Source organism: Pseudomonas sp. 3A(2025) (genome assembly GCF_054589175.1).
This window is the reverse complement of sequence record NZ_BAAILM010000039.1, coordinates 8,863-30,027: the sequence shown is the minus strand read 5'-3', so window position 1 is coordinate 30,027 and position 21,165 is coordinate 8,863. Positions and strand designations below refer to the sequence as shown.

At 61.1% G+C, this 21,165-nt stretch carries 17 protein-coding genes; 4 read left to right on the top strand and 13 right to left on the bottom strand.

The features are described 5' to 3' along the window. The 13 genes from ACYP2A_RS15770 to ACYP2A_RS15710 form a co-directional block, all read right to left on the bottom strand. Positions 1-600, bottom strand: a complete 600-nt coding sequence (locus tag ACYP2A_RS15770; protein ID WP_459746371.1) for a MarC family protein — start codon at positions 598-600, stop codon at positions 1-3. Positions 601-649: 49 nt separating this feature from the next. Then, complete coding sequence (locus tag ACYP2A_RS15765) at positions 650-3,439, bottom strand: response regulator (protein ID WP_459746370.1); 2,790 nt, start codon at positions 3,437-3,439, stop codon at positions 650-652. Between the two features lie 87 nt (positions 3,440-3,526). After that, on the bottom strand, positions 3,527-4,822 hold the full coding sequence (gene purD, locus ACYP2A_RS15760; protein ID WP_459746368.1) for a phosphoribosylamine--glycine ligase: 1,296 nt from the start codon (positions 4,820-4,822) through the stop codon (positions 3,527-3,529). A 177-nt stretch (positions 4,823-4,999) separates the two neighbouring features. Continuing rightward, positions 5,000-6,604, bottom strand: coding sequence for a bifunctional phosphoribosylaminoimidazolecarboxamide formyltransferase/IMP cyclohydrolase (gene purH, locus ACYP2A_RS15755; protein ID WP_459746367.1), 1,605 nt, complete (start codon positions 6,602-6,604; stop codon positions 5,000-5,002). A gap of 88 nt (positions 6,605-6,692) precedes the next feature. Next, complete coding sequence (gene fis / locus ACYP2A_RS15750; RefSeq protein WP_045486967.1) at positions 6,693-7,013, bottom strand: DNA-binding transcriptional regulator Fis; 321 nt, start codon at positions 7,011-7,013, stop codon at positions 6,693-6,695. Then, positions 7,010-8,023 carry a tRNA dihydrouridine synthase DusB gene (gene dusB / locus ACYP2A_RS15745; RefSeq protein ID WP_459746366.1) on the bottom strand — a complete coding sequence of 338 codons (1,014 nt, stop codon included), beginning with the start codon at positions 8,021-8,023 and terminating at the stop codon, positions 7,010-7,012. The genes fis and dusB overlap by 4 nt, the downstream gene beginning before the upstream one ends. 307 nt (positions 8,024-8,330) lie before the next feature. Further along, positions 8,331-9,722, bottom strand: coding sequence for a DUF3426 domain-containing protein (locus ACYP2A_RS15740; protein ID WP_459746365.1), 1,392 nt, complete (start codon positions 9,720-9,722; stop codon positions 8,331-8,333). Positions 9,723-9,746: 24 nt separating this feature from the next. Next, complete coding sequence (gene prmA / locus ACYP2A_RS15735) at positions 9,747-10,625, bottom strand: 50S ribosomal protein L11 methyltransferase (RefSeq protein ID WP_459746363.1); 879 nt, start codon at positions 10,623-10,625, stop codon at positions 9,747-9,749. A 180-nt stretch (positions 10,626-10,805) separates the two neighbouring features. After that, the gene (gene accC / locus ACYP2A_RS15730; protein ID WP_459746362.1) at positions 10,806-12,152 is read right to left on the bottom strand and encodes an acetyl-CoA carboxylase biotin carboxylase subunit; all 1,347 of its coding nucleotides are present in this window, start codon (positions 12,150-12,152) and stop codon (positions 10,806-10,808) included. Positions 12,153-12,169: 17 nt separating this feature from the next. After that, positions 12,170-12,625: an acetyl-CoA carboxylase biotin carboxyl carrier protein gene (gene accB, locus ACYP2A_RS15725; protein WP_459746361.1), complete on the bottom strand. Its 456-nt coding sequence runs from the start codon at positions 12,623-12,625 to the stop codon at positions 12,170-12,172. 86 nt (positions 12,626-12,711) lie between these two features. Beyond that, positions 12,712-13,164, bottom strand: a complete 453-nt coding sequence (gene aroQ, locus ACYP2A_RS15720; RefSeq protein ID WP_045486985.1) for a type II 3-dehydroquinate dehydratase — start codon at positions 13,162-13,164, stop codon at positions 12,712-12,714. A gap of 127 nt (positions 13,165-13,291) precedes the next feature. Beyond that, complete coding sequence (locus ACYP2A_RS15715; protein ID WP_459746359.1) at positions 13,292-15,082, bottom strand: protein-disulfide reductase DsbD; 1,791 nt, start codon at positions 15,080-15,082, stop codon at positions 13,292-13,294. Between the two features lie 117 nt (positions 15,083-15,199). Then, entirely contained in the window at positions 15,200-16,849 is a 1,650-nt protein-coding gene (locus ACYP2A_RS15710; protein WP_459746357.1) for a diguanylate cyclase, read from the bottom strand. 255 nt (positions 16,850-17,104) lie between these two features. Between ACYP2A_RS15710 and ACYP2A_RS15705 the strand changes: the two genes are divergently transcribed. From ACYP2A_RS15705 to speA, 4 genes are all read left to right on the top strand, one after another. Then, positions 17,105-18,181: a DUF2333 family protein gene (locus ACYP2A_RS15705; protein ID WP_459746355.1), complete on the top strand. Its 1,077-nt coding sequence runs from the start codon at positions 17,105-17,107 to the stop codon at positions 18,179-18,181. Between the two features lie 9 nt (positions 18,182-18,190). Beyond that, positions 18,191-18,742 (top strand): NUDIX hydrolase, encoded by a 552-nt coding sequence (locus ACYP2A_RS15700; RefSeq protein ID WP_459746919.1) that lies wholly within the window; start codon positions 18,191-18,193, stop codon positions 18,740-18,742. 165 nt (positions 18,743-18,907) lie between these two features. Further along, a complete protein-coding gene (locus ACYP2A_RS15695; RefSeq protein WP_459746353.1) occupies positions 18,908-19,279 on the top strand; it encodes a translation initiation factor Sui1 in 372 nt (123 codons plus the stop codon). Between the two features lie 75 nt (positions 19,280-19,354). After that, on the top strand, positions 19,355-21,165 hold a 1,811-nt coding region (gene speA / locus ACYP2A_RS15690; protein ID WP_459746351.1), incomplete at its 3' end, for an arginine decarboxylase.

Below are 21,165 nucleotides of genomic sequence, written 5' to 3'. Positions count from 1 at the left end.
TCAGGAAACCACCAGATACCCGCGAATCCCGGTAAAGATAATCTGCGCCGCCAGCGCGCAGACAAACAACCCCATCAGGCGGCTGACAATCTGCAAGCCCTGATCGCCCAGCAGGCGTTCGATCCGGTTGGCCATGAACAGCACCACACCCACTGTCATGCTCGCCAACGCAATACTCAAAAGGGCCGTGATCTTGTCGTCCCAATGCGGCTGGCTGACGCCCATGACCAGTAGTGCACCGATGGTCCCTGGGCCGACGGTGATCGGAATGGTCAGCGGCACGATGCTCACATCCTGCTGGATGTTGTCGGTCTGTACTGCCGATTTGCCTTGCGCCATGCCCAGCGCCGAGATGAACAGCACGGTGCCGGCACCGATGCGGAAGGCATCGACGGTGATGCCGAACAGGTCGAAAATGACCCGCCCGAACAGGTACAGCAGCACACTGGAGACCAGAGTCGCGAAGGCGACTTTCCAGGCCAGGCGTTTCTGCTCCTTGCGCGAATGACCACGGGTCAGGCTGATAAAGCAGGACAAAACGAAGAACGGGCTATAGAGCACCAGCATCTTCAGGTACACGCTGGACAGCACATGGAGCATGGTTCGCGCTCGCGACAGGGAAGGGTGCGCCCAGTCTACCTGCGGCGCATCAGTTCTGCTGGTAGAGCTGCTCGTCCGAGGTCAAGGCGCGCAGTTGATCACGCTGTACCAGCCAGTATTCGATCTGCTCGCGCAGTTGCGACAACTCCACAGGCTTGGCCATGTGGCCGTCCATGCCGGCCTGACGGGCACGGTCCTTGTGTTCGGTGAGAATGTGCGCGGTCAGGGCCACGATCGGTGTGCGCACCCGCTGATTGCCCACTTCCCAGGCTCGCAGTTGTTCGGTGGCCGAGAAACCGTCGAGCACCGGCATTTCGCAGTCCATCAACACCAGGTCGTAGCGCTGGGCTTTCATGGCCCGCAGCGCTTCTTCGCCATTGCTGGCCGTATCGGGCTTGAGGTTGAGCTTGCCGAGCATGCCGCGAATCACCTTGGTCGAAATATTGTTGTCTTCGGCCACCAGGATGCGGAAGTCGCTGGGCAATTCGATCGGGCTGACAATGACCGGCGACGGGTCGGGCGAGGCATGCACGCCTCCCTTGTTCAACTGGGTCAGCTCGTCGGCCAGGGTGGTCTTGAGTGTGTAGCCGGCCACAGGCTTGGCGAGGATGCGTTTGATCCCTGCGTTGCGCGCGATGATCTTGCTCGGCGCGTTGCTGATGCCGGTGAGCATGATCAACAGGATGTCGTGATTCAGGCTCGGGTCTTCCTTGATCTTGGCCGCCAGTTGCATGCCGGTCATGCCGGGCATGTTCTGGTCGAGCAGCACCACATCGAAGTAATCGCGCAGGTGTGCCTTGGTGCGCAGCAGGGCCAGGGCTTCTTTGCCGGAGGCTACCGCACTGACGTTCAAGCCCCATGACGAACACTGTTGCACCAGTACCTTGCGGCACGTGTCGTTATCGTCGACCACCAGCAGGCGGGCGTCCTTGAGCGGGCTGTCCAGGTCCACGGTCGGCTGTTCGAGCAGGTGCGCCGGCAGCGGCAGGCTCAGCCACAGGGTATTGCCCAGGCCTGCGCTGTTCTGGATACCGAAGTCACCGTCCATTAGCATGATCAGCTGCCGCGCAATCACCAGCCCCAGGTGGCCACCCAGCTTGCTGGAGGCCAGGAAGTTCTTGCTGTGCAATTCGGTGTGCAGCAGCGCGTCGCGCTCTTCGCTGGACAGGGGTTCGCCGGTGTCTTGCACGGCGATGCGCAGACGCTGTTTGCCGGCGCGGCTGTCGAGAGCGGCGACCAGCAGGATTTCACCGCCCTCGGTTTTTTTCAGGGCGTTTTCCAGCAGGCTCAACAGGGTCTGGCGCAGTCGGGTCGGGTCGCCACTGATGACTCGTGGTACTTGCGACTGCACCAGGCTGATCAGCTCGACGTTCTGTTGTTCGGCCTTGGCCCGGAAGATATTCAGGCAGTCGTCGATCAGTGCGCCGATATCGAACTGCACATCGTCCAGCTCGATCTGCCCGGACTCCAGCTTGGTGATGTCGAGAATTTCGTTGATCAGGCTCAGCAGTTCGTTGCCGGCGGTATGTATGGTCTGCACATAGTCACGCTGCTTGACCGACAGCGGCGTGCCCAGCAGCAGTTCGGTCATGCCCAGCACGCCGTTCATGGGCGTGCGGATCTCGTGACTGATCTTGGCCAGAAACTCGGCCTTGGCGTTGATTTCGGCGGTGCTGGCTGCCTCGTCGCGGCTGATGCTGAACTTGTCTTCGGCAATGCTGCGCTGACGCTCGCTGAGGGCGGTGTTCATCAACAGGCCGCTGGCGCAGAACACCCCGAGCAGGATCAGGATCAGCCATTGCGGCGGGATCAGGCTCAGCCACAGCATGCCCGGCATCAACACCATGAAGCCTAATGTGAAGATGACCATTGACAGGACGAACAGCCGGGCAGAGCGATAACCGGTGACCCAGTGCCAGACCGACACCCCCAGAATGCTCAGAATGCTCAGGGAAGCGAGCAGGAACGTGATCAGGTTGATCGGCAGTTGCTCGACCAGTATTACCAGCAGCGCGCCGGCGCCCATCAATACGCCATTGATCAGTAGCAGGCGATTCAGCGCGGGTCCCTGGCGGTGGGCAAAAAAACAGTAGGTGTACATCAGGCCGGTAATGGCCGCGAGCAGTAGTGCCAGGTGCGCGCCTGGAGTTTGCGGCACATGCCAGCCATTGAACAGGTTGAGGATATTGAGCAATAACAGCGCGCTGATGGCCAGCATCGCCTCGCAGGCTGCCAGCCACAGATTGGTCCGGGAGCGGCTGTGGCTGTAGCGGGCGATATTTTGCAGGATCAGCATGCCCAGCAGACCGAACATCAGCCCGGCCAGAAACGGCTCGTGCTCGTCGGCGGCGCTGTCGATGGCCGGTTGCAGGCTGATGTCGGGGCGCATCTTCTGGGTCGATGCCAGGCGCAGGTACAGGTCCTGGGTCACATCGCTTTGTGGCACCGGTAACAGGAAGTCGTTGGAAGGCAGGCGCTGGCTTTCTTTGGGCACCGTATTGCCGGTGCGCTGGTGGTCGACCTGGCGATCACCCTTGAACAGGTACAGGTCGGCGCTGGCAAGGTCAGGAGCGAAAATGCGCAGCAGTTGTTCATGGTTGCCTGGCGGCAGCCGGTAGTGCAGCCACAGGGCGCCGTTGCGACCGGCAGCGCTGATGCTGTCAGGCTCTCGCGGACTGAACTGGTTTTGTTGCTGGGCGGCGCGAATTTCGCCGATGTTCATGCTGCCCTGCTCGTCGAGCAAGGAAGACCAGCCTGTTCCTGCCGCCTGAACCGACAACAACAAGAACAAGGACAACAGGCCAGCAGTTGAAGTTATGGCGATCCTGAGCCAGCGCACGGCGAAATCCCTTCGTGAATAAATGCCTGAAAACATGCGCGGTGCGGATAAAGCAGGCCAGCCCCTGCGGGGGCTGGCCTGGCGGCCTTATTTCGGGCCTTCACCACGCTCACGGGCAATGGCACGATAGCCAATGTCCTTGCGGTAGAAACTGCCTTGCCATTCGATCTTCGAGGCCAGAGCGTAGGCGTTTTGCTGGGCCTCGCCAACTGTGTTGCCCAACGCTGTGGCACACAGCACACGACCACCGCTGGTCACGATGTTGCCATCCTTGAGCGCAGTACCGGCATGGAACACTTTACCCGGCAGTTGCGCGGCCACTTCCAGGCCATTGATGGCGTCGCCGTTGGCGTAATCGCCAGGGTAACCACCGGCGGCCAGGACGATGCCCAGGCTCGGGCGCGGGTCCCACTGCGCTTCGACCTTGTCCAGAGCTTGCGCCAGAGCGGCCTCGACCAGCAACACCAGGCTCGATTGCAGGCGCAACATCACAGGCTGGGTCTCGGGGTCGCCAAAGCGGCAGTTGAACTCGATGACCTTCGGGTTGCCGGCGGTGTCGATCATCAGACCAGCATAGAGGAAACCGGTGTAGACGTTGCCTTCCTCGGCCATGCCACGGACGGTTGGCCAGATCACCAGGTCCATGACCCGCTGGTGCACTTCACTGGTGACCACCGGCGCCGGCGAGTAGGCGCCCATGCCGCCGGTATTCGGGCCGCTGTCGCCGTCGCCGACGCGTTTGTGGTCCTGGCTGGTGGCCATCGGCAGCACGTTCTTGCCGTCGACCATGACGATGAAGCTGGCTTCTTCGCCGTCCAGAAACTCTTCGATGACCACGCGCGAACCTGCGTCGCCAAAGGCATTGCCGGCCAGCATGTCGCGTACGGCGTCTTCGGCTTCCTGCAGGGTCAGGGCAACGATCACGCCCTTGCCGGCAGCCAGGCCGTCGGCCTTGATGACGATCGGCGCGCCTTTTTCACGCAGGTAAGCCAGGGCAGGCTCGACCTCGGTGAAGTTCTGGTAGTCGGCGGTCGGGATCTTGTGGCGAGCCAGAAAATCCTTGGTGAACGCCTTGGAGCCTTCGAGTTGCGCCGCACCTGCGGTCGGACCGAAGCAGTCCAGGCCACGGCTGCGGAACAGGTCGACAACGCCTGCGACCAGCGGCACTTCAGGGCCGACGATGGTCAGCGAGACATTCTTCTCGGCAAAGTCAGCCAGTTGCTCAAGGGCCAGCACAGGGATGGCGACGTTTTCGCACTTGGCTTCGGTCGCGGTACCGGCGTTGCCCGGTGCAACGAAGACTTTCTCGACACGCGGGTCCTGAGCGACTTTCCAGGCCAGGGCGTGTTCACGGCCACCGCTGCCAATGATCAATACATTCATTTCAAAAACCTCGATGACGCAAATTCTGGAGGGTAGCGCGGTCATGCATTACGAGGTCGCAATGGCGTAGGTGCATGCAAGGCGGATGGGGCTGGCACGAGCGGAGTTGCCTAATGGCAATGAGCATCGGGACAGCCACATCCAACGCAGCAGACGCCTGCGACAGTGCGGCCGATTTTAGTGCCTAAAGTGGCGCATGCCGGTGAAGACCATGGCAATACCGGCCTCATCGGCCGCTGCAATGACTTCAGCATCGCGCATCGAGCCGCCTGGCTGGATCACGGCGGTGATGCCGTTCTTGGCCGCATTGTCGATGCCGTCGCGGAACGGGAAGAAGGCGTCGGAGGCCATGACGGCACCCTGTACCTGCAAGCCTGCGTGTTCGGCCTTGATGGCGGCGATACGGGCGGAGTTGACGCGGCTCATCTGGCCGGCGCCGATGCCGACGGTCTGGCGGTTCTTGGCGTAGACGATGGCGTTGGACTTGACGAACTTGGCCACTTTCCAGGCGAAGATCAGATCATGGACTTCTTGCTCGCTCGGTGCGCGCTGAGTCACCACTTTCAGATCGTCGGCGCCGATCATGCCGATATCGCGGCTTTGTACCAGCAGGCCGCCGTTGACGCGTTTGTAGTCCCAACCCGCTTGACGCTCGCCCCACTGGCCGCTGACCAGAAGACGCACGTTGGCTTTGCTGGCGACGATAGCCTGGGCTTCGGCGCTGACGCTTGGGGCAATGATGACTTCGACGAACTGACGCTCGACGATCGCCTTGGCGGTCTCGGCATCCAGTTCACGGTTGAAGGCAATGATGCCGCCAAACGCCGATTCGGTGTCGGTGGCGTAGGCCAGGTCGTAGGCCTTGCGGATGCCGCCTTCGTCGTCAAGGCAAACCGAGACGCCGCACGGGTTGGCGTGCTTGACGATCACGCAGGCTGGCTTGACGAAGCTCTTGACGCATTCAAGTGCAGCGTCGGTGTCGGCCACGTTGTTGAACGACAGTTCTTTGCCTTGCAACTGGGTCGCGGTGGCAATGCCGACTTCGGCAGGCTTGGCCTCAACGTAGAACGCCGCGCTCTGGTGCGGGTTCTCGCCGTAGCGCATTTCCTGGGCCTTGACGAACTGGGTGTTGAAGGTACGCGGGAACTGGCTACGGCCTTCGGTGCTCAGGGTCTGGGCTTTCTGGTCGATGCCGCCCAGGTAGTTGGCGATCATGCCGTCGTAGGCTGCGGTGTGCTCGAAAGCCTTGAGCATCAGGTCAAAGCGCTGCGCGTAGGTCAGGCCGCCGGCCTTGAGGCCTTGCACAACACTGGCGTAGTCGCTGGCGTTGACCACGATGGCCACGTCTTTGTGGTTCTTGGCCGCCGAGCGGACCATGGTCGGGCCGCCGATGTCGATGTTCTCGATGGCCGTCGGCAGGTCGCAGCCTGGCTTGGCAACAGTGGCTTCGAACGGGTACAGGTTGACCGCGACCAGGTCGATCGGCTTGATGCCGTGCTCGCCCATCACGCCGTCGTCAGTGCCGCGACGGCCGAGAATGCCACCGTGGATTTTCGGGTGCAGGGTCTTGACCCGGCCGTCCATCATTTCCGGGAAACCGGTGTAGTCGGCCACTTCAACGGCGGCAACGTTATTGTCGCGCAGCAGTTTGAAGGTGCCGCCAGTGGACAGGATTTCCACGCCCAGGGCTTCAAGTTCGCGGGCAAACTCAAGGATTCCGGTCTTGTCGGAAACGCTGATCAAAGCGCGGCGGATCGGCAGGCGGGTGGTCTGGTCGGTCATCTCGATTTCCATCAAAGCAAAAGGAATCAGCAAAAAAGGCGACCCTGATGCTGGCTGGCCGCCTTGAGCTTTAACTGTTTAGGGATGCTTAAAGCAGGTCGTACTGTTTGAGTTTCTTGCGCAGCGTACCGCGATTCAGGCCCAGCACCTCGGACGCTTTGGTCTGGTTGCCCTTGACGTAGTTCATGACGCTTTCGAGCAGTGGTGCTTCGACTTCGGACAGCACCAGGTTGTACACGTCCGTGACATTGGCGCCTTCGAGGTGGGCGAAATAATTGTGCAGCGCCTTCTCGACACTGCCGCGCAGGGTCTGGCCCTCTTCGCTCGGCGTGTTGAGGTGCTGTTTCAAATTGACATTGTCGCTCACGGGTGTCGTTCCACTCACTAAAGTCTCGGTCATCATCGTCATGCGGCCACCTCTTCTTCATTCTCGTCATCCGGTCCCTGGCCGCTCTGGCGCAGGAATTCCCGGATGTTGGCGCACTGTTCTTGCGTATCGTCCAAACGATTGAAGTGGGCGCGAAACTCCCTGGCGCCCGGCAAGGTTGCGAGATACCAGCCGACATGCTTGCGTGCGATACGCACGCCCATCACATCGCCGTAAAAGGCGTGGAGCGCGTTCAGGTGCTCCATCAGGATGCCTTCCACTTCATCCAGACCCACCGCCGGCAGCTTCTCGCCGGTGCGCAGGTAGTGCTCTATCTCGCGAAAAATCCATGGCCGCCCCTGGGCGGCCCTGCCAATCAGCAAACCATCGGCGCCGGTGGCCTGCAGCACATGCCGGGCCTTCTCGGGCGAGGTAATGTCGCCGTTGGCAAACACCGGAATCGACACCGCCTGCTTGATCGCAGCGATGGTGTCGTACTCCGCTTCACCGGTGTACAGGTCGGCCCGGGTACGCCCGTGAACGGCCAGCGCCTGAATACCGGCCTGTTCGGCGATCTTTGCCACGGTCAGGCCGTTCTTGTTGTCACGGTCCCAACCGGTACGGATCTTCAGGGTGACCGGCACATCGACTGCGCCGACAACGGCCTGCAGGATCTCGGTCACCAGTTGCTCGTCTTTCAACAGCGCAGAGCCCGCTGCCTTGTTGCACACCTTCTTGGCCGGGCAGCCCATGTTGATGTCGATGATTTGTGCACCGAACTCGACATTGGCCCGTGCGGCATCGGCCAGCATCTGCGGGTCGCCACCGGCGATCTGTACCGAGCGTGGCTCGGGATCGCCTTCATGGATCATGCGCAGACGCGATTTGCGGCTGTTCCACAGGCTCATGTCACTGGTGACCATCTCCGATACCACCAGCCCCGCCCCGAGGCGTCGGCATAACTGGCGGAAAGGCTGGTCGGTGACGCCCGCCATCGGGGCGAGAATCAAGCCGTTCTGCAATGTGTAAGGGCCGATACGTACCGCCGCCATAGCTTTACCTATAAAGGGGCCGAATCATCCAAAGGCCGCATGAAAAACCGCTGCATGCGGTGTGCAACGGTTCGTTCGTCCAGCTGCTTGCGCAATGGCCAGACCGAACCTGGAGTTTGAAAAAGGGTTGGCATGATACCCGCTCTGGATGACTGGATAAAGGCTGAATTGGATAAAATCTGAACAGTTGTCGGTGTGGCACCAATAGGCGGCTTTTTGCTTGGTATGGCGGGTAAATGACGTCGATCATGCCGTCATGTGCAGGGTTTCATGGCTTTTTCGGCGCCCCGGAGTGGGGGCGCAGGGGCTATTCGGGGGAGCGAAAATTAAGGCTGTAGTTCACGGCCTTGGCGCCTGGATCAAGGATATCCAGTGCAATATGGATCGGTGTCTGGGGTGGCATTTCTTCTTTGCCGGCCATCTCGCCGCTGAGGTATTCACTGGGTTTGAAGCGACGACTGGCAATCAGTTGACCGCTGGTATCGGCAAAACGCAGTTCCAGTAATGGAAAGGGCTGGGAAAACGAGGCGCGGTTATAAATGATCGCATCGACCACCAGCGCACCCTGGAAGTCCGGGTGGCTGCGCACCACCAGATTGCTGCTCTTGAGCTGGTTGATGTCGACCTTCGACGGCACCTTGCAACCCAGTTGCGGGCAAAACTGCTGAAACAGCGGGCGATACTGGTCCTGACGGGCCAGGTGGTCGAAGTGATAGTTGATGTACTGGCCGGCCAGACCGGCCAGTGCCAGCAAGATCAGGATGATCCACAGCAGGCGACCGCCACGGCGCGATTTGGGTTTTTTCCAGTCCAGTTGCAGCGGGTCGTCGGTCAGGTCCAGAAGGGCTTTTTCACGGATCGCCGGTTCATTGCGCGCGCGCGGGTTGTACGGCGGTTCATCGACAGGCTCGTCATGCTCGTCGCTGTCATCCAGTGCCGACAGGCGCTCCTGACGCTCGGGTGGAGGCTTGAGTACGCCGAGTGCCGGCGCGTCGGGTTCGTCGTCATCATCGACCACAACGGGGCTGTGCGACACTGAAGGCTCGGTGCGGGTCTCGGCGGGTGGCGCAGGCTCTGGCTCCGGTTGCCGTTCAGGCTCATCTTCGTCGGGGTGCAGGGCCGGGCCGGTGCTGCTGATGACCTCGGCCTGCACTTCGGGCAAATGCGCGACATCGTCGTTGCGCAAGCTGCCGACCCAGTCGCCTTGCTCACTGTGCGCGGTATCGCGCCGCGCACTCAGGCTGGCATCGCTGGTGCGGGCAGGTGGCCGGTTGAAGGCACGGGAAGGTCGGTGGTCACGCTGCTCAAGGCGTGCCAGCTCTTCGTCCAGGTCAAGATTGTCCAGGTCCAGTTCGCTGACCAGCCACGGATTTTCGTCCTGCGACGTGGTTTTTTCCGTCGGTGACTGGGGCTTGAGAATCGGTGCTGTCTTGGCCAGTACGGCGGCGGGTGCCGCTTGATCCAGCGGTGTGGGCAGTTGAAACTGGCCCGGCAGCGGCAGTGGAGTCAGCGGGTCCGATGCTTCAGGCTCTTCGGCCAGGCGTTCGCGCTGGCGTTGTTCCAGCAGTTGCCTTGCGGCGTTGAACACTTCCAGGCAAGCCCCGCAACGGACAACGCCGCGGGCAACGCTCAATTGAGCGGTGCCGACTTTGAAGCTGGTCTGGCAGTGCGGACACTGGGTGACGAAACTGTCGGTCATGCGGCGCTCCGGTTCAGGCCGCGATCAGCGACGACGGCCGGTGATGCGTACCCAGCCATCACGGTTGGCGATCGGGTCCAGCTCGAAGGCTTCAGCATAGGCGGCGGCAACCTCTTCACCTTGTTCGGCCAGAATGCCCGACAACGCCAGGCGACCCCCAGCCTTGACCAGGCTGGTCAGTTGCGGTGCCAGCGCCACCAGCGGGCCGGCAAGAATGTTGGCCACCAGCACATCGGCCTGTTCGGCAGGCAGGTCTTCGGGCAGGTACAGCGGGAAGCGTTCGGCAGCCAGGCCGTTGCGTCCGGCATTATCGCGTGACGCTTCCAGCGCCTGCACGTCGATGTCGGTGCCCACGGCCAGTTCGGCGCCCAGCAGCAGGGCGGCGATGGCCAGAATCCCCGAGCCACAGCCGAAATCCAGCACATTGCAGCCCTTGAGCTCCTGGCCGTCGAGCCATTCCAGGCACAGCGCGGTGGTCGGGTGGGTACCGGTGCCGAAGGCCAGGCCCGGATCGAGCAGCAGGTTTACAGCGTCCGGTTCTGGCGCGGCATGCCAGCTTGGCACGATCCACAGCCGCTGGCCGAAGCGCATCGGCTGAAAATCAGCCATCCAGCTGCGTTCCCAGTCCTGGTCTTCGATGACCTCGGCACTGTGTTCGGGCAGCTCGGCGTTGGTCAGCAGGCGCAAGTGCGCCAGTGCCAGATCGGCGTCGGTATCGGCTTCAAACAGCGCCAGCAGGTGGGTGTGGGTCCACAGCGGCGTGGTGTTGAGTTCGGGCTCGAAGATCGGCTGGTCTTCGGCGTCCATGAAGGTCACCGACACGGCGCCGACTTCAAGCAGGGCGTCTTCGTAGGTTTCGGCTTGTTCCGGGCTGATGGCGAGACGAATTTGCAGCCAGGGCATGGCGGGTTCCTATGAAAGATGAAAAAGTCAGGAAATATGAAAATGGCACGAAAGCCGCGAAGTTTACTTCAGCTTTGCCGCAAATGCTCGTGACGCAGAATGAATGGTGAATGCAGCCCATAAAACACAAGCCCCGCATGGGCGGGGCTTGTGGTCTGGAGCGTCAGCGGTGCACGAAAATCACTTTTCGCCGGCCAGCTTGTGTTCCAGGTAGTGGATGTTGACGCCGCCTTTGCAGAAGCCTTCATCACGGGTCAGGTCGCGGTGCAGCGGGATGTTGGTCTTGATGCCATCTACCACGATTTCGTCCAGGGCGTTGCGCATGCGGGCCATGGCCTCATCGCGGGTCGCGCCCCAGGTGATCAGCTTGCCGATCAGGGAATCGTAGTTGGACGGAACCTTGTAACCGCTGTACAGGTGCGAGTCGACCCGCACGCCGTTGCCGCCCGGGGCATGGAAATGCTTGACCAGACCAGGGCTCGGGATAAAGGTTTTCGGGTCTTCGGCGTTGATCCGGCATTCCAGCGAGTGGCCATGAATGACCACGTCGTCCTGGGTGAACGACAGCTTGTTGCCGGCGGCGATGCTGAGCATCTCCTTGACGATGTCGATACCGGTGACCATTTCCGAAACCGGGTGCTCTACCTGGACACGAGTGTTCATCTCGATGAAGTAGAAGCGGCCGTTCTCGTACAGGAACTCGAACGTACCCGCGCCACGGTAACCGATGTCGATGCATGCTTTCACGCAGCTCTCGAAGACAGCCTTGCGCGCGGCTTCGTCGATGAACGGTGCCGGTGCTTCTTCCAGAACTTTCTGGTGGCGACGCTGCAACGAGCAGTCACGGTCGCCCAGGTGGATGGCCTGGCCCTGGCCGTCGGAAATGACCTGGACTTCCACGTGACGTGGGTTGGTCAGGTACTTTTCCAGGTAGACCATCGGGTTGCTGAACCAGGCAGCCGCTTCGGCGCGGGTCTGGGCAGCGGCTTCGATCAGGTCTTCTTCCTTGTGCACCACGCGCATGCCGCGACCACCACCGCCACCGGCGGCCTTGATGATCACCGGGTAGCCGACTTCACGGCCAATGCGCAGGGCGGTTTCTTCGTCTTCCGGCAGCGGGCCGTCGGAACCTGGAACGGTCGGTACGCCGGCCAGCTTCATGGCGTCCTTGGCCGAAACCTTGTCGCCCATCAGGCGAATGGTGTCGGCTTTGGGGCCGATGAAGGCAAACCCGGATTTTTCGACCTGTTCGGCGAAGTCGGCGTTTTCAGCCAGGAAGCCATAGCCCGGGTGGATCGCCGTAGCGCCGGTCAGTTCGGCTGCCGAGATGATCGCCGGGATGTTCAGGTACGACTTGTTGGCCAGCGGTGGACCGATGCAGACAGTTTCGTCCGCCAGGCCCAGGTGCATCAGCTCGCGGTCAGCCGTGGAGTGCACAGCGACGGTCTTGATGCCCAATTCCTTGCAGGCACGCAAGATGCGCAAGGCGATTTCACCGCGGTTGGCGATCAGGACTTTTTCCAGCATCGCAGCGTCTCCCTGGTTCAAACGATGGTGAACAGAGGCTGGTCAAATTCAACCGGCTGACCGTTTTCCACCAGGATGGATTCGATGACGCCACTGGCTTCGGCCTGGATGTGGTTCATCATTTTCATTGCTTCGACGATGCACAGGGTGTCGCCTTTCTTGACGGTCTGGCCGATCTCGACGAATGCAGGCGAAGTCGGTGCCGGGGTGCGGTAGAACGTACCGACCATTGGCGATGCCACGACAAAACCGTTCAGTTTCGGTGCGGCAGGTGCTTCGGCAGCCGCGACAGGCGCTGCGGCTACAGGGGCGGCGACCGGTGCGGCAACAGGGGCCGGTGCGTAGTACGGTTGGGCCGGGGTCTTGCTGTGACGGCTGATCCGTACGGACTCTTCACCTTCACGGATCTCCAGTTCGTCGATACCGGACTCTTCCAGCAGTTCGATCAGTTTCTTGACTTTACGGATATCCATTAATCATCAACTCCCAAAGGGTCTGTAAGGGGCTATTCGGCAGCCGTTTACGGCTTGTGCGGCTCTGATATCTGGCCGTGCCGTTTTCAAGGCTTGGCGTTTTTCGCCAAATGTTCCAGGGCAGCTTCCAGGGCCATGCGGTATCCGCTGGCGCCCAGGCCGCAGATCACTCCTACCGCGACATCGGAAAAGTAGGAGTGATGACGGAAAGGTTCGCGTTTATGCACGTTCGACAAATGCACTTCGATGAATGGGATGCTCACTCCCATGATCGCGTCACGTATCGCCACACTGGTGTGGGTAAAAGCCGCCGGATTGATGACGATGAAATCAACGCCTTCGTCGCGGGCCGCGTGGATACGGTCGATCAATTCATACTCGGCGTTGCTTTGCAGGTACATCAGGTGATGGCCGGCATCGCGGGCGCGCTGTTCGAGGTCCTGGTTGATCTGAGCCAGGGTGGTCGTGCCGTACACACCGGGTTCACGGGTGCCAAGCAGGTTCAGGTTTGGGCCATGCAGGACCAGCAGAGTCGCCATTGTCGGTTCCTTTTTTATTCACGAGCGTTTTTGTGCCGCGACTATGCCGCAAGCCTCATGAACTGTCCAGTTAACAACAGTAGTCAACACGATGAGCGATTATCACGCAAAATTTATGACCCGCATCTCAAAACGAGTCATTTGCCCCCTTAAGTCGCGCGATCAGGCCCTTGGCGTCGATTTCACCGACAACCCGGACATTTGCCATCTCTTCGCCGCTTTTTCCGAAAAATAGCAGCGCAGGAGGGCCAAACAGTTTGTAGCGATCAAGCAGTGCACGTTGTTCGGCGTTGCTCTCGGTCATGTCGAAACGTACCCGACTGAGGCCGGCCAGTCGGGCAACCACCTGTGGGTCGGGAAGGACTTCGTGCTCGATGACCTTGCAACTGATGCACCAGTCGGCGTACCAGTCCAGCACCAGTGCCTGACCGGCATTGCGGGCGTCGCTCAGGGCCTTGTCCAGTTCGGCCGCTGTGCGGATGGTCTGCCATTGATTATCGGTTTGTACGCCGGTGCCGGCAGCAATCATCGCTGCCGGGCGGCCCAGGGGGCGTAGCGGATCGGTTTCGCCCCTGAATGCGCCGAACCAGCATGCCAGAGCGTAGACCAACAGAAACAGGCCGAGCAGTTGTGCGAGGGTTTGTCGGGTATTTTTTTCCGTGAACTGCAATGTGCCGAGAAACAGCGCCACCCCGGCGGCCAGCAGACCAATCAATAACAGCGTGTACTGGCCCGGCAACACCCGGCTGAGCAGCCCGATGGCCAGTCCCAGCAGCAGCACACCAATGGCGTTCTTGACCGTGACCAGCCAGGGCCCGCTTTTCGGCAGCCAGGTCGCGCCGCCCGTGGCGACCAGCACCAGCGGCAAGCCCATGCCCAGGCCCAGCGCAAACAGTTTCAGTGCGCCGCCCAAGGCATCGCCGCTGGCACTTATATAAAGCAGTGCGCCGGCCAGCGGCGCCGACACACATGGTGAGACCAGCAGGCTGGACAGCACGCCCAGCACCGCCGCCCCCCACAGCGAGCCGCCTTCGGCCTTGCCGGCGATACGGTCCAGGCGTGCGCTCAAGGCCTGCGGCAAACGCAGTTCGAACGTGCCGAACATGGCCAGGGCGAAGATCACGAAGAACAGCGCGAAGGGCACCAGCACCCAGGCCGATTGCAGGCGTGCCTGCAAGTTAAGGCCGGCGCCGAACAGGCCCATCAGTGCGCCCAGCACCGCAAAGCAGACTGCCATCGGCAGCACATAGGCCAGCGACAGGCTTAAACCGCGCAGGCCGCCAACCTGGCCGCGCAGCACCACGCCCGACAGGATCGGCAGCATCGGCAACACGCACGGGGTGAAGGTCAGGCCGATACCGGCCAGCAGAAACAGCGCCAGTTCTTTCCAGGTCCATCCTGATGCGGCAACGCTACCGACAGCCGCCGCATCGTTGGCGGCCGTCACATCGCCAATGCTCAGGCGCTCGGTTTCCGGTGGGTAACACAGGCCGTGATCGGCGCAGCCTTGATAGCCGACCACCAGGGTAAAAGGCTTTTGCTCGCCGGCCGGGCGCGGCAACTCGATGTCGACGATGCCGTGGTACACCTCCACATCGCCAAAATACTCGTCGTGCTTTTGTTCGCCGGCCGGCAACTGTGCTTCGCCCAGGCCAATGTCGGCGGGTTCGGTGCGGAACTGGAAGCGATGGCGGTACAGGTAGTAGCCATCGGCGGCGACCAGGCGCAGCTTGATCGATTGTGGGCCGCTGTCGAGCAGGCTCAACTGAAAGGCCTGGCGTACAGGTAGAAATTGCTTGCTGTTATCCAGCGCAGAGCTGCCCAGCGTTGCCGACGGGCGATTGTCCAGAAGCCCCGCAGCCTGGGCCGTGACGGGCAGGGCAAGGATCAATAACAACAGGCATAACAAGCGGCGCATGGCAGTCTCGGGTCTCGGCAGAGGGCGCATGATAACCAAGAGTGTCGTTTTGTGCTGGAGGGGCAGATGTCAGGCGGGGGTGAACTGTTGTCTTTTTGTGTCGTACAGCGCTTTTTCCTAAACCTCCGGTATCGCCACGTGATACGGCGCCGCATTCACGGCCGATTGCACCTGATTACGTCCCGCCTTCTTGGCCCGGTACAGCGCCTTGTCGGCCTGTGCGGCGAGGGTCTGGCTGTCGTCGTCCGGCCCTAGCGCCACAACCCCTGCGCTAAACGTACACACCAGGTCCACCGGTTGCGCCGGGTAGTGGATTTCCGAAAAGCGCTGGCGGATTTCTTCGAGCACTTTGTGGGCGTTATGGATCTGTGTGTCGGGCATGACGATAGCGAATTCTTCGCCGCCGTAACGGCCAATGAAATCGGTCTTGCGCAGGCGTTGCTTGAGAAACAGCGCCAGGCTGCGGATCACCCGGTCGCCCATGGGATGGCCGTGACTGTCGTTGACCTTCTTGAAGTGGTCGATGTCGAGCATGGCAAAGCACAGCGACTGATGTTCGCGGCGTGCCTGAAAGCTGCAGTCGTCAAGCAGTTGCAGGATATGGGTGTGGTTGTACAAGCCGGTCAGGCTGTCGCGGACCATATGCGCCTTGAGGTTGCGCGCACGCGCTACCCGGTTGCGCACCGTGGTCACCAGGTGTCGCGGCTTGATGGGTTTGGTCAGAAAGTCGTCACCGCCTTCGCTCATGGCGTCGAGCTGTTTGTCCAGATCATCCTCGGCCGACAGGTAAATGATCGGCACGCTGACATAGCGGTCGTTATGGCGGATGACCTTGGCCAGTTCCATGCCCGTGCAGCCCGGCATGTACATATCGAGGATGATCAGGTCGGGCTGAAAGCTTGCCAACTCGGCCATTGCCTGAATCGGTTCGAGCAGCGTGCGAGTCACGATGCCGGCGTTGTTCAGAACCCGTTCGGTGTAGATCGCCTGGGCACGCGAATCGTCGATGATCAGCACCCGGAAGGGCTCGTATTGGGTCGAGAAGGTCAAGGTTTCGAGTTTCTCCAGCAGGCTGGCGGTTTCCAGGGTGCCGGTCAGAAACTCTTCGCCGCCGGCGCGTACCGCCTGCAAGCGGGTGGGGGTGTCGGTTTCGCTGGTGCTGAAAAACAGCAAGGGCAGCTTCTGTTCCAGCCCCTGCTGAATGTCGCTGGCCAGCTGCAGGCCTGCGCCCGTGCCGGTAAAGTCGATGTCCATGACGATGGCGGCGGGCAAGCGTTCGAGCAACGCGGCCTGCACCGCAGCCACGCTGTCGAGTGGCAGCGCAGGCCAGCCAAAGAATTCCAGCTGCCGGGCCAGGCGTTCGGCCTGTTCGTGATTTTGCAGGGCAATATGTACCGGCTTGCGCAGCGGCGGTAGCGTGATGCGTTCAAGCGCGTCGCCCTGGCGCAGGCCGGTACGCGACAGGCGTTGCATCAGGCGGTTGAGTTCGGTGATCAACTCGCTGTTCAGTCGACCACGATTGGCCTCGATACTGGACAGGGTGGTGCTCAGCGCCTGCGCCAGCTGGCGGTGCTCGGGTTGTTCGAAACGCTCGGCAAAGCGCAGCAGGCGCAGCGTCGCATCTTTAAGCTCGGCCAGATCGCCCTCGGCCCATTCGCCTTTGTGCAGGCGCTGCCAGCTCTCCAGAATCTGGCGAGCCTGATGGATAACCCGTTGGGCGAAATGATGCTTCAAACGTTCGCGACTGGGGTCGGCTGTTTCGCTCATGTCGGGGCTACTTTCGGCTACTGTCGAAACGTAAGGAAGAAAGCTGATGTCTCAATGCTATCACTTATGTTTGTGCGCGGGTCTACCGTAAGTCACTTCCCCGTCATAATTGCCCGATACTACGCCCAGTCGCTTTACGGCGACGGTGCAGGCATAAAAAACACACCGCACGTACCGGCCAAACGCACCTTGCGGTAAGGTTGCGGTCACAGCTTTTGAGCACCGTTTCTTCCCAAGACCCAAAGGACCCCCACCATGCTGGATTGGAAAAACCGCGCAGGCAGCGCGGGTGAGCGCAGCGCCGACACGGCGACGGTCAAGAGACGCGGTTACCTGGGCAGCCTTTTCTACAGTCGCGCCCTGGGTGCGCTGATTGTCATTTATCTGCTGGTGGCCCTGGTGGTCGGTTGGTACTGGAGCAAGGAGCCGGCGCTGTTTCCGGTGCAGCAGAATGCCCAGGCCGCTGCCGAGCGTGAAGGCAAACAGATGGTGATCGGCTACACCACCGTCGAAACCCTCAAGTCGGTGACCAGTACGCTGCTCAACAAGCGTGGTGGCTATCTTTCCAACGACCGCATGCCGCCGGGCCTGTGGCTCGACAACATTCCAAGCTGGGAATACGGCGTGCTGGTGCAGGTCCGCGACCTGAGCCGCGCCCTGCGCAAGGATTTTGCCCGTTCCCAGTCGCAGTCGGCTGAAGATGGCGATCTGGCCCGTGCCGAGCCGTTGTTCAACTTCAACAACCGCAGTTGGGTCCTGCCCTCCAGCGAATCGCAGTATCAGGAAGGCATCAATGCCCTGAGCCGCTATCAGGCACGTCTGTCGGACCCTAACCAGCGTAACGCGCTGTTCTATGCCCGTGCCGACAACCTCAATAACTGGCTGGGCGATGTCGGCACCCGTCTGGGCTCGCTGTCGCAGCGCCTGTCGGCCAGCGTAGGGCGGGTCAAGCTCAACACCACGCTGAAGACTGAAACCTTGCAGGTCAAGCCAGGTGAAGTGCCGCAGGTCGATGAAGAAATCGTCGAGACCCCATGGCTGGAAATCGACAACGTGTTCTATGAAGCGCGCGGTCAGGCCTGGGCGCTCTCGCACCTGCTGCGCGCCATCGAGGTCGACTTTGCCGATGTGCTGGCCAAGAAGAACGCGACGGTCAGCGTGCGTCAGATCATCCGTGAGCTGGAGGCTTCGCAAGAGCCGCTGTGGAGTCCGATGATCCTCAACGGCAGCGGTTTTGGTGTGTTCGCCAACCACTCGCTGGTCATGGCCAACTACATTTCGCGGGCCAACGCAGCGGTCATCGACCTGCGTCAACTGCTGAACCAGGGTTGATCGGTGAGTTTGCCTGAAGGCACGCCAGCAAAAGAGGTCGCCCACCGGGCGGCTTCGGATGCCGAACAGGTCGCCTGGGTCGACGAGAATGATCAATTGCTGGGTGCCGTGCCGCGTATCGAGTTGCGCGAGCGCAGTCTGATCGGGCGCGGCACCTTCATTCTGTTGTTCAACTCACGTGGCGAGTTGTGCGTGCATCGACGCACCTTGAGCAAGGCCGTCTATCCCGGTTACTGGGATGTGGCGGCCGGCGGTCTGGTCGGCCCCGATGAAAGCTACGCCGAGTCGGCCGCCCGTGAGCTGGAAGAAGAGCTGGGCATCAGCGGTGTGCCGTTGCAGGCGCATGGCCGGTTCTTGTTCGACGAGCGCGGTAACCGGCTGTGGTGCGCGGTGTTCAGTGCCATTTCGGATGCGCCGCTCACGCTGCAACCTGAAGAGGTGCTTGAAGCCACTTTTCTGCCTATCGAAGAGGCGGTACGGCTGAGCCGTGAAAAGCCTTGCTGCCCCGACTCGCTGGTTGCGCTGGAGCGCTATCTGCAACAGGTCGCAAAACCTCAGTAAATTGGCGCATTCCTGCCCTTAGCAATCCGGTATTTTGCCGTTACACTTCGCGCCCTTCGGGCAGCACAGGCTGCCTGAAAGCGCTGCCCCTGCCAGAGTGGGGCTTCGCGGTCGGCTCTGTACCGAGTCTGACCCATCGTTCGGTCCTCAACGAGAGGATTTCCCGTGGCCAAGAAAGCCGCTTCCTTCGCCGCCCTCGGTGGGCTGGTGTATTCCACTGACGCCGGGCGCCATTGCCCCGACTGCAGCAAGCCTGTCGACGCCTGTATCTGCAAGCAATCGGCGATTCCCGAGGGTGACGGTATTGCCCGCGTGCGCCGCGAGAGTAAAGGTCGTGGCGGCAAGACCGTCACCACCATTACTGGCGTGCCGCTGGCTGAAGAAGCCCTCAAGGAACTGGCCAAGGCGCTCAAGCAGCGCTGCGGCACCGGCGGGTCTTTAAAGGACGGTGTGATCGAGATTCAGGGCGATCATGTCGAACTGCTGCTGGCCGAGCTGGTCAAGAAAGGCTTCAAGGCCAGAAAATCCGGCGGCTAAACTGTCATTTGCGCACCCTACACTGCGCCCGGTCGGACTTGTCCGACGTTACCGACTTATCTATAGGGGACTTCGATGTCCGTACGACGCACACGCAAAGACGATGGCAGCCAATGGACCGTGGCAGACAGCCGCAGTGTTTACGGCATTCGCCATTGGGGCGCCGGTTATTTCGCCATCAACGAAGCCGGTCGCGTTGAAGTCCGTCCCAACGGTGCAGGCAGCACCCCGATCGATCTGTATGAACAGGTCGATAACCTGCGCAAGAGCGGCCTGAGCCTGCCCTTGCTGGTGCGCTTCCCCGATATTCTGCAAGACCGGGTGCGCCAGCTGACCGGTGCGTTCGACGCCAACATTGCGCGCCTGGAATACCAGAGCCGCTACACCGCGTTGTACCCGATCAAGGTCAACCAGCAAGAAGCGGTGGTGGAAAACATCATTGCCACTCAGGACGTTTCGATCGGTCTTGAAGCCGGCTCCAAGCCCGAGCTGATGGCCGTGCTGGCGCTGGCGCCCAAGGGCGGCACCATTGTCTGCAACGGTTACAAGGACCGCGAATTCATTCGTCTGGCGCTGATGGGTCAGAAGATTGGCCATAACGTATTTATCGTTATCGAGAAAGAATCCGAAGTCGCGCTGGTGATCGAGGAGGCTGCCGAGCTCAAGGTCGCGCCACAGATCGGCCTGCGGGTGCGCCTGTCGTCGCTGGCGTCGAGTAAATGGGCCGACACCGGTGGCGAGAAGTCCAAGTTCGGTTTGTCGGCGGCGCAACTGCTGTCGGTGGTCGAGCGCTTCCGCCAGGCTGGCCTGGACCAGGGCATTCGCCTGCTGCACTTTCATATGGGTTCGCAGATCGCCAACCTGGCCGACTACCAGCACGGCTTCAAGGAAGCGATTCGTTATTACGGCGAACTGCGCAGCCTCGGCCTGCCGGTGGACCACATCGACGTCGGTGGCGGTTTGGGCGTCGACTACGATGGCACCCATTCGCGCAATGCCAGCTCGATCAACTACGACATCGACGATTACGCCGGTGTCGTGGTCGGCATGCTCAAGGAGTTCTGCGACGCGCAAGGTTTGCCGCACCCGCACATCTTCTCCGAGAGCGGCCGCTCGCTGACCGCCCACCACGCCGTGCTGGTGGTGCAGGTCACCGATGTCGAGCGCCACAACGATCAGGTGCCGCAGGTCGACGACAAGGAAAACCTGCCGGAAACCGTGCAGTGGCTGGTCGACCTGCTCGGCCCGACCGATCTTGAAATGGTCACCGAAACCTACTGGCGCGCCACGCACTACATGAGCGACATCGCTGCCCAGTACGCCGATGGCAAGATCACCCTGGCGCAAAAGGCGCTGGGCGAGCAGTGCTATTTCGCGGTGTGCCGCCGTCTGCATAACTCGCTCAAGGCGCGTCAGCGTTCGCACCGCCAGGTGCTCGACGAACTCAACGACAAGCTGGCCGACAAGTACATCTGCAACTTCTCGGTGTTCCAGAGCCTGCCCGACACCTGGGCCATCGGCCAGGTACTGCCGATCATCCCGTTGCATCGCCTGGACGAAGAGCCGGTGCGCCGTGCCGTGCTGCAAGACCTGACCTGCGACTCCGACGGCAAGATCAACCAGTACGTCGACGAGCAGAGCATCGAGACCAGCATGCCAGTGCACGCCATCGAAGAAGGTGAGGACTACTTGCTGGGGATCTTCCTGGTCGGTGCCTACCAGGAAATTCTTGGCGACATGCACAACCTGTTCGGCGACACCGACTCGGTGAACATTTACCAGAACCAGGACGGCAGTGTGTACCACGCCGGTATCGAGACCCACGACACCATCGAAGACATGCTGCGCTATGTGCACTTGTCGCCGGAGGAGTTGATGACTCACTA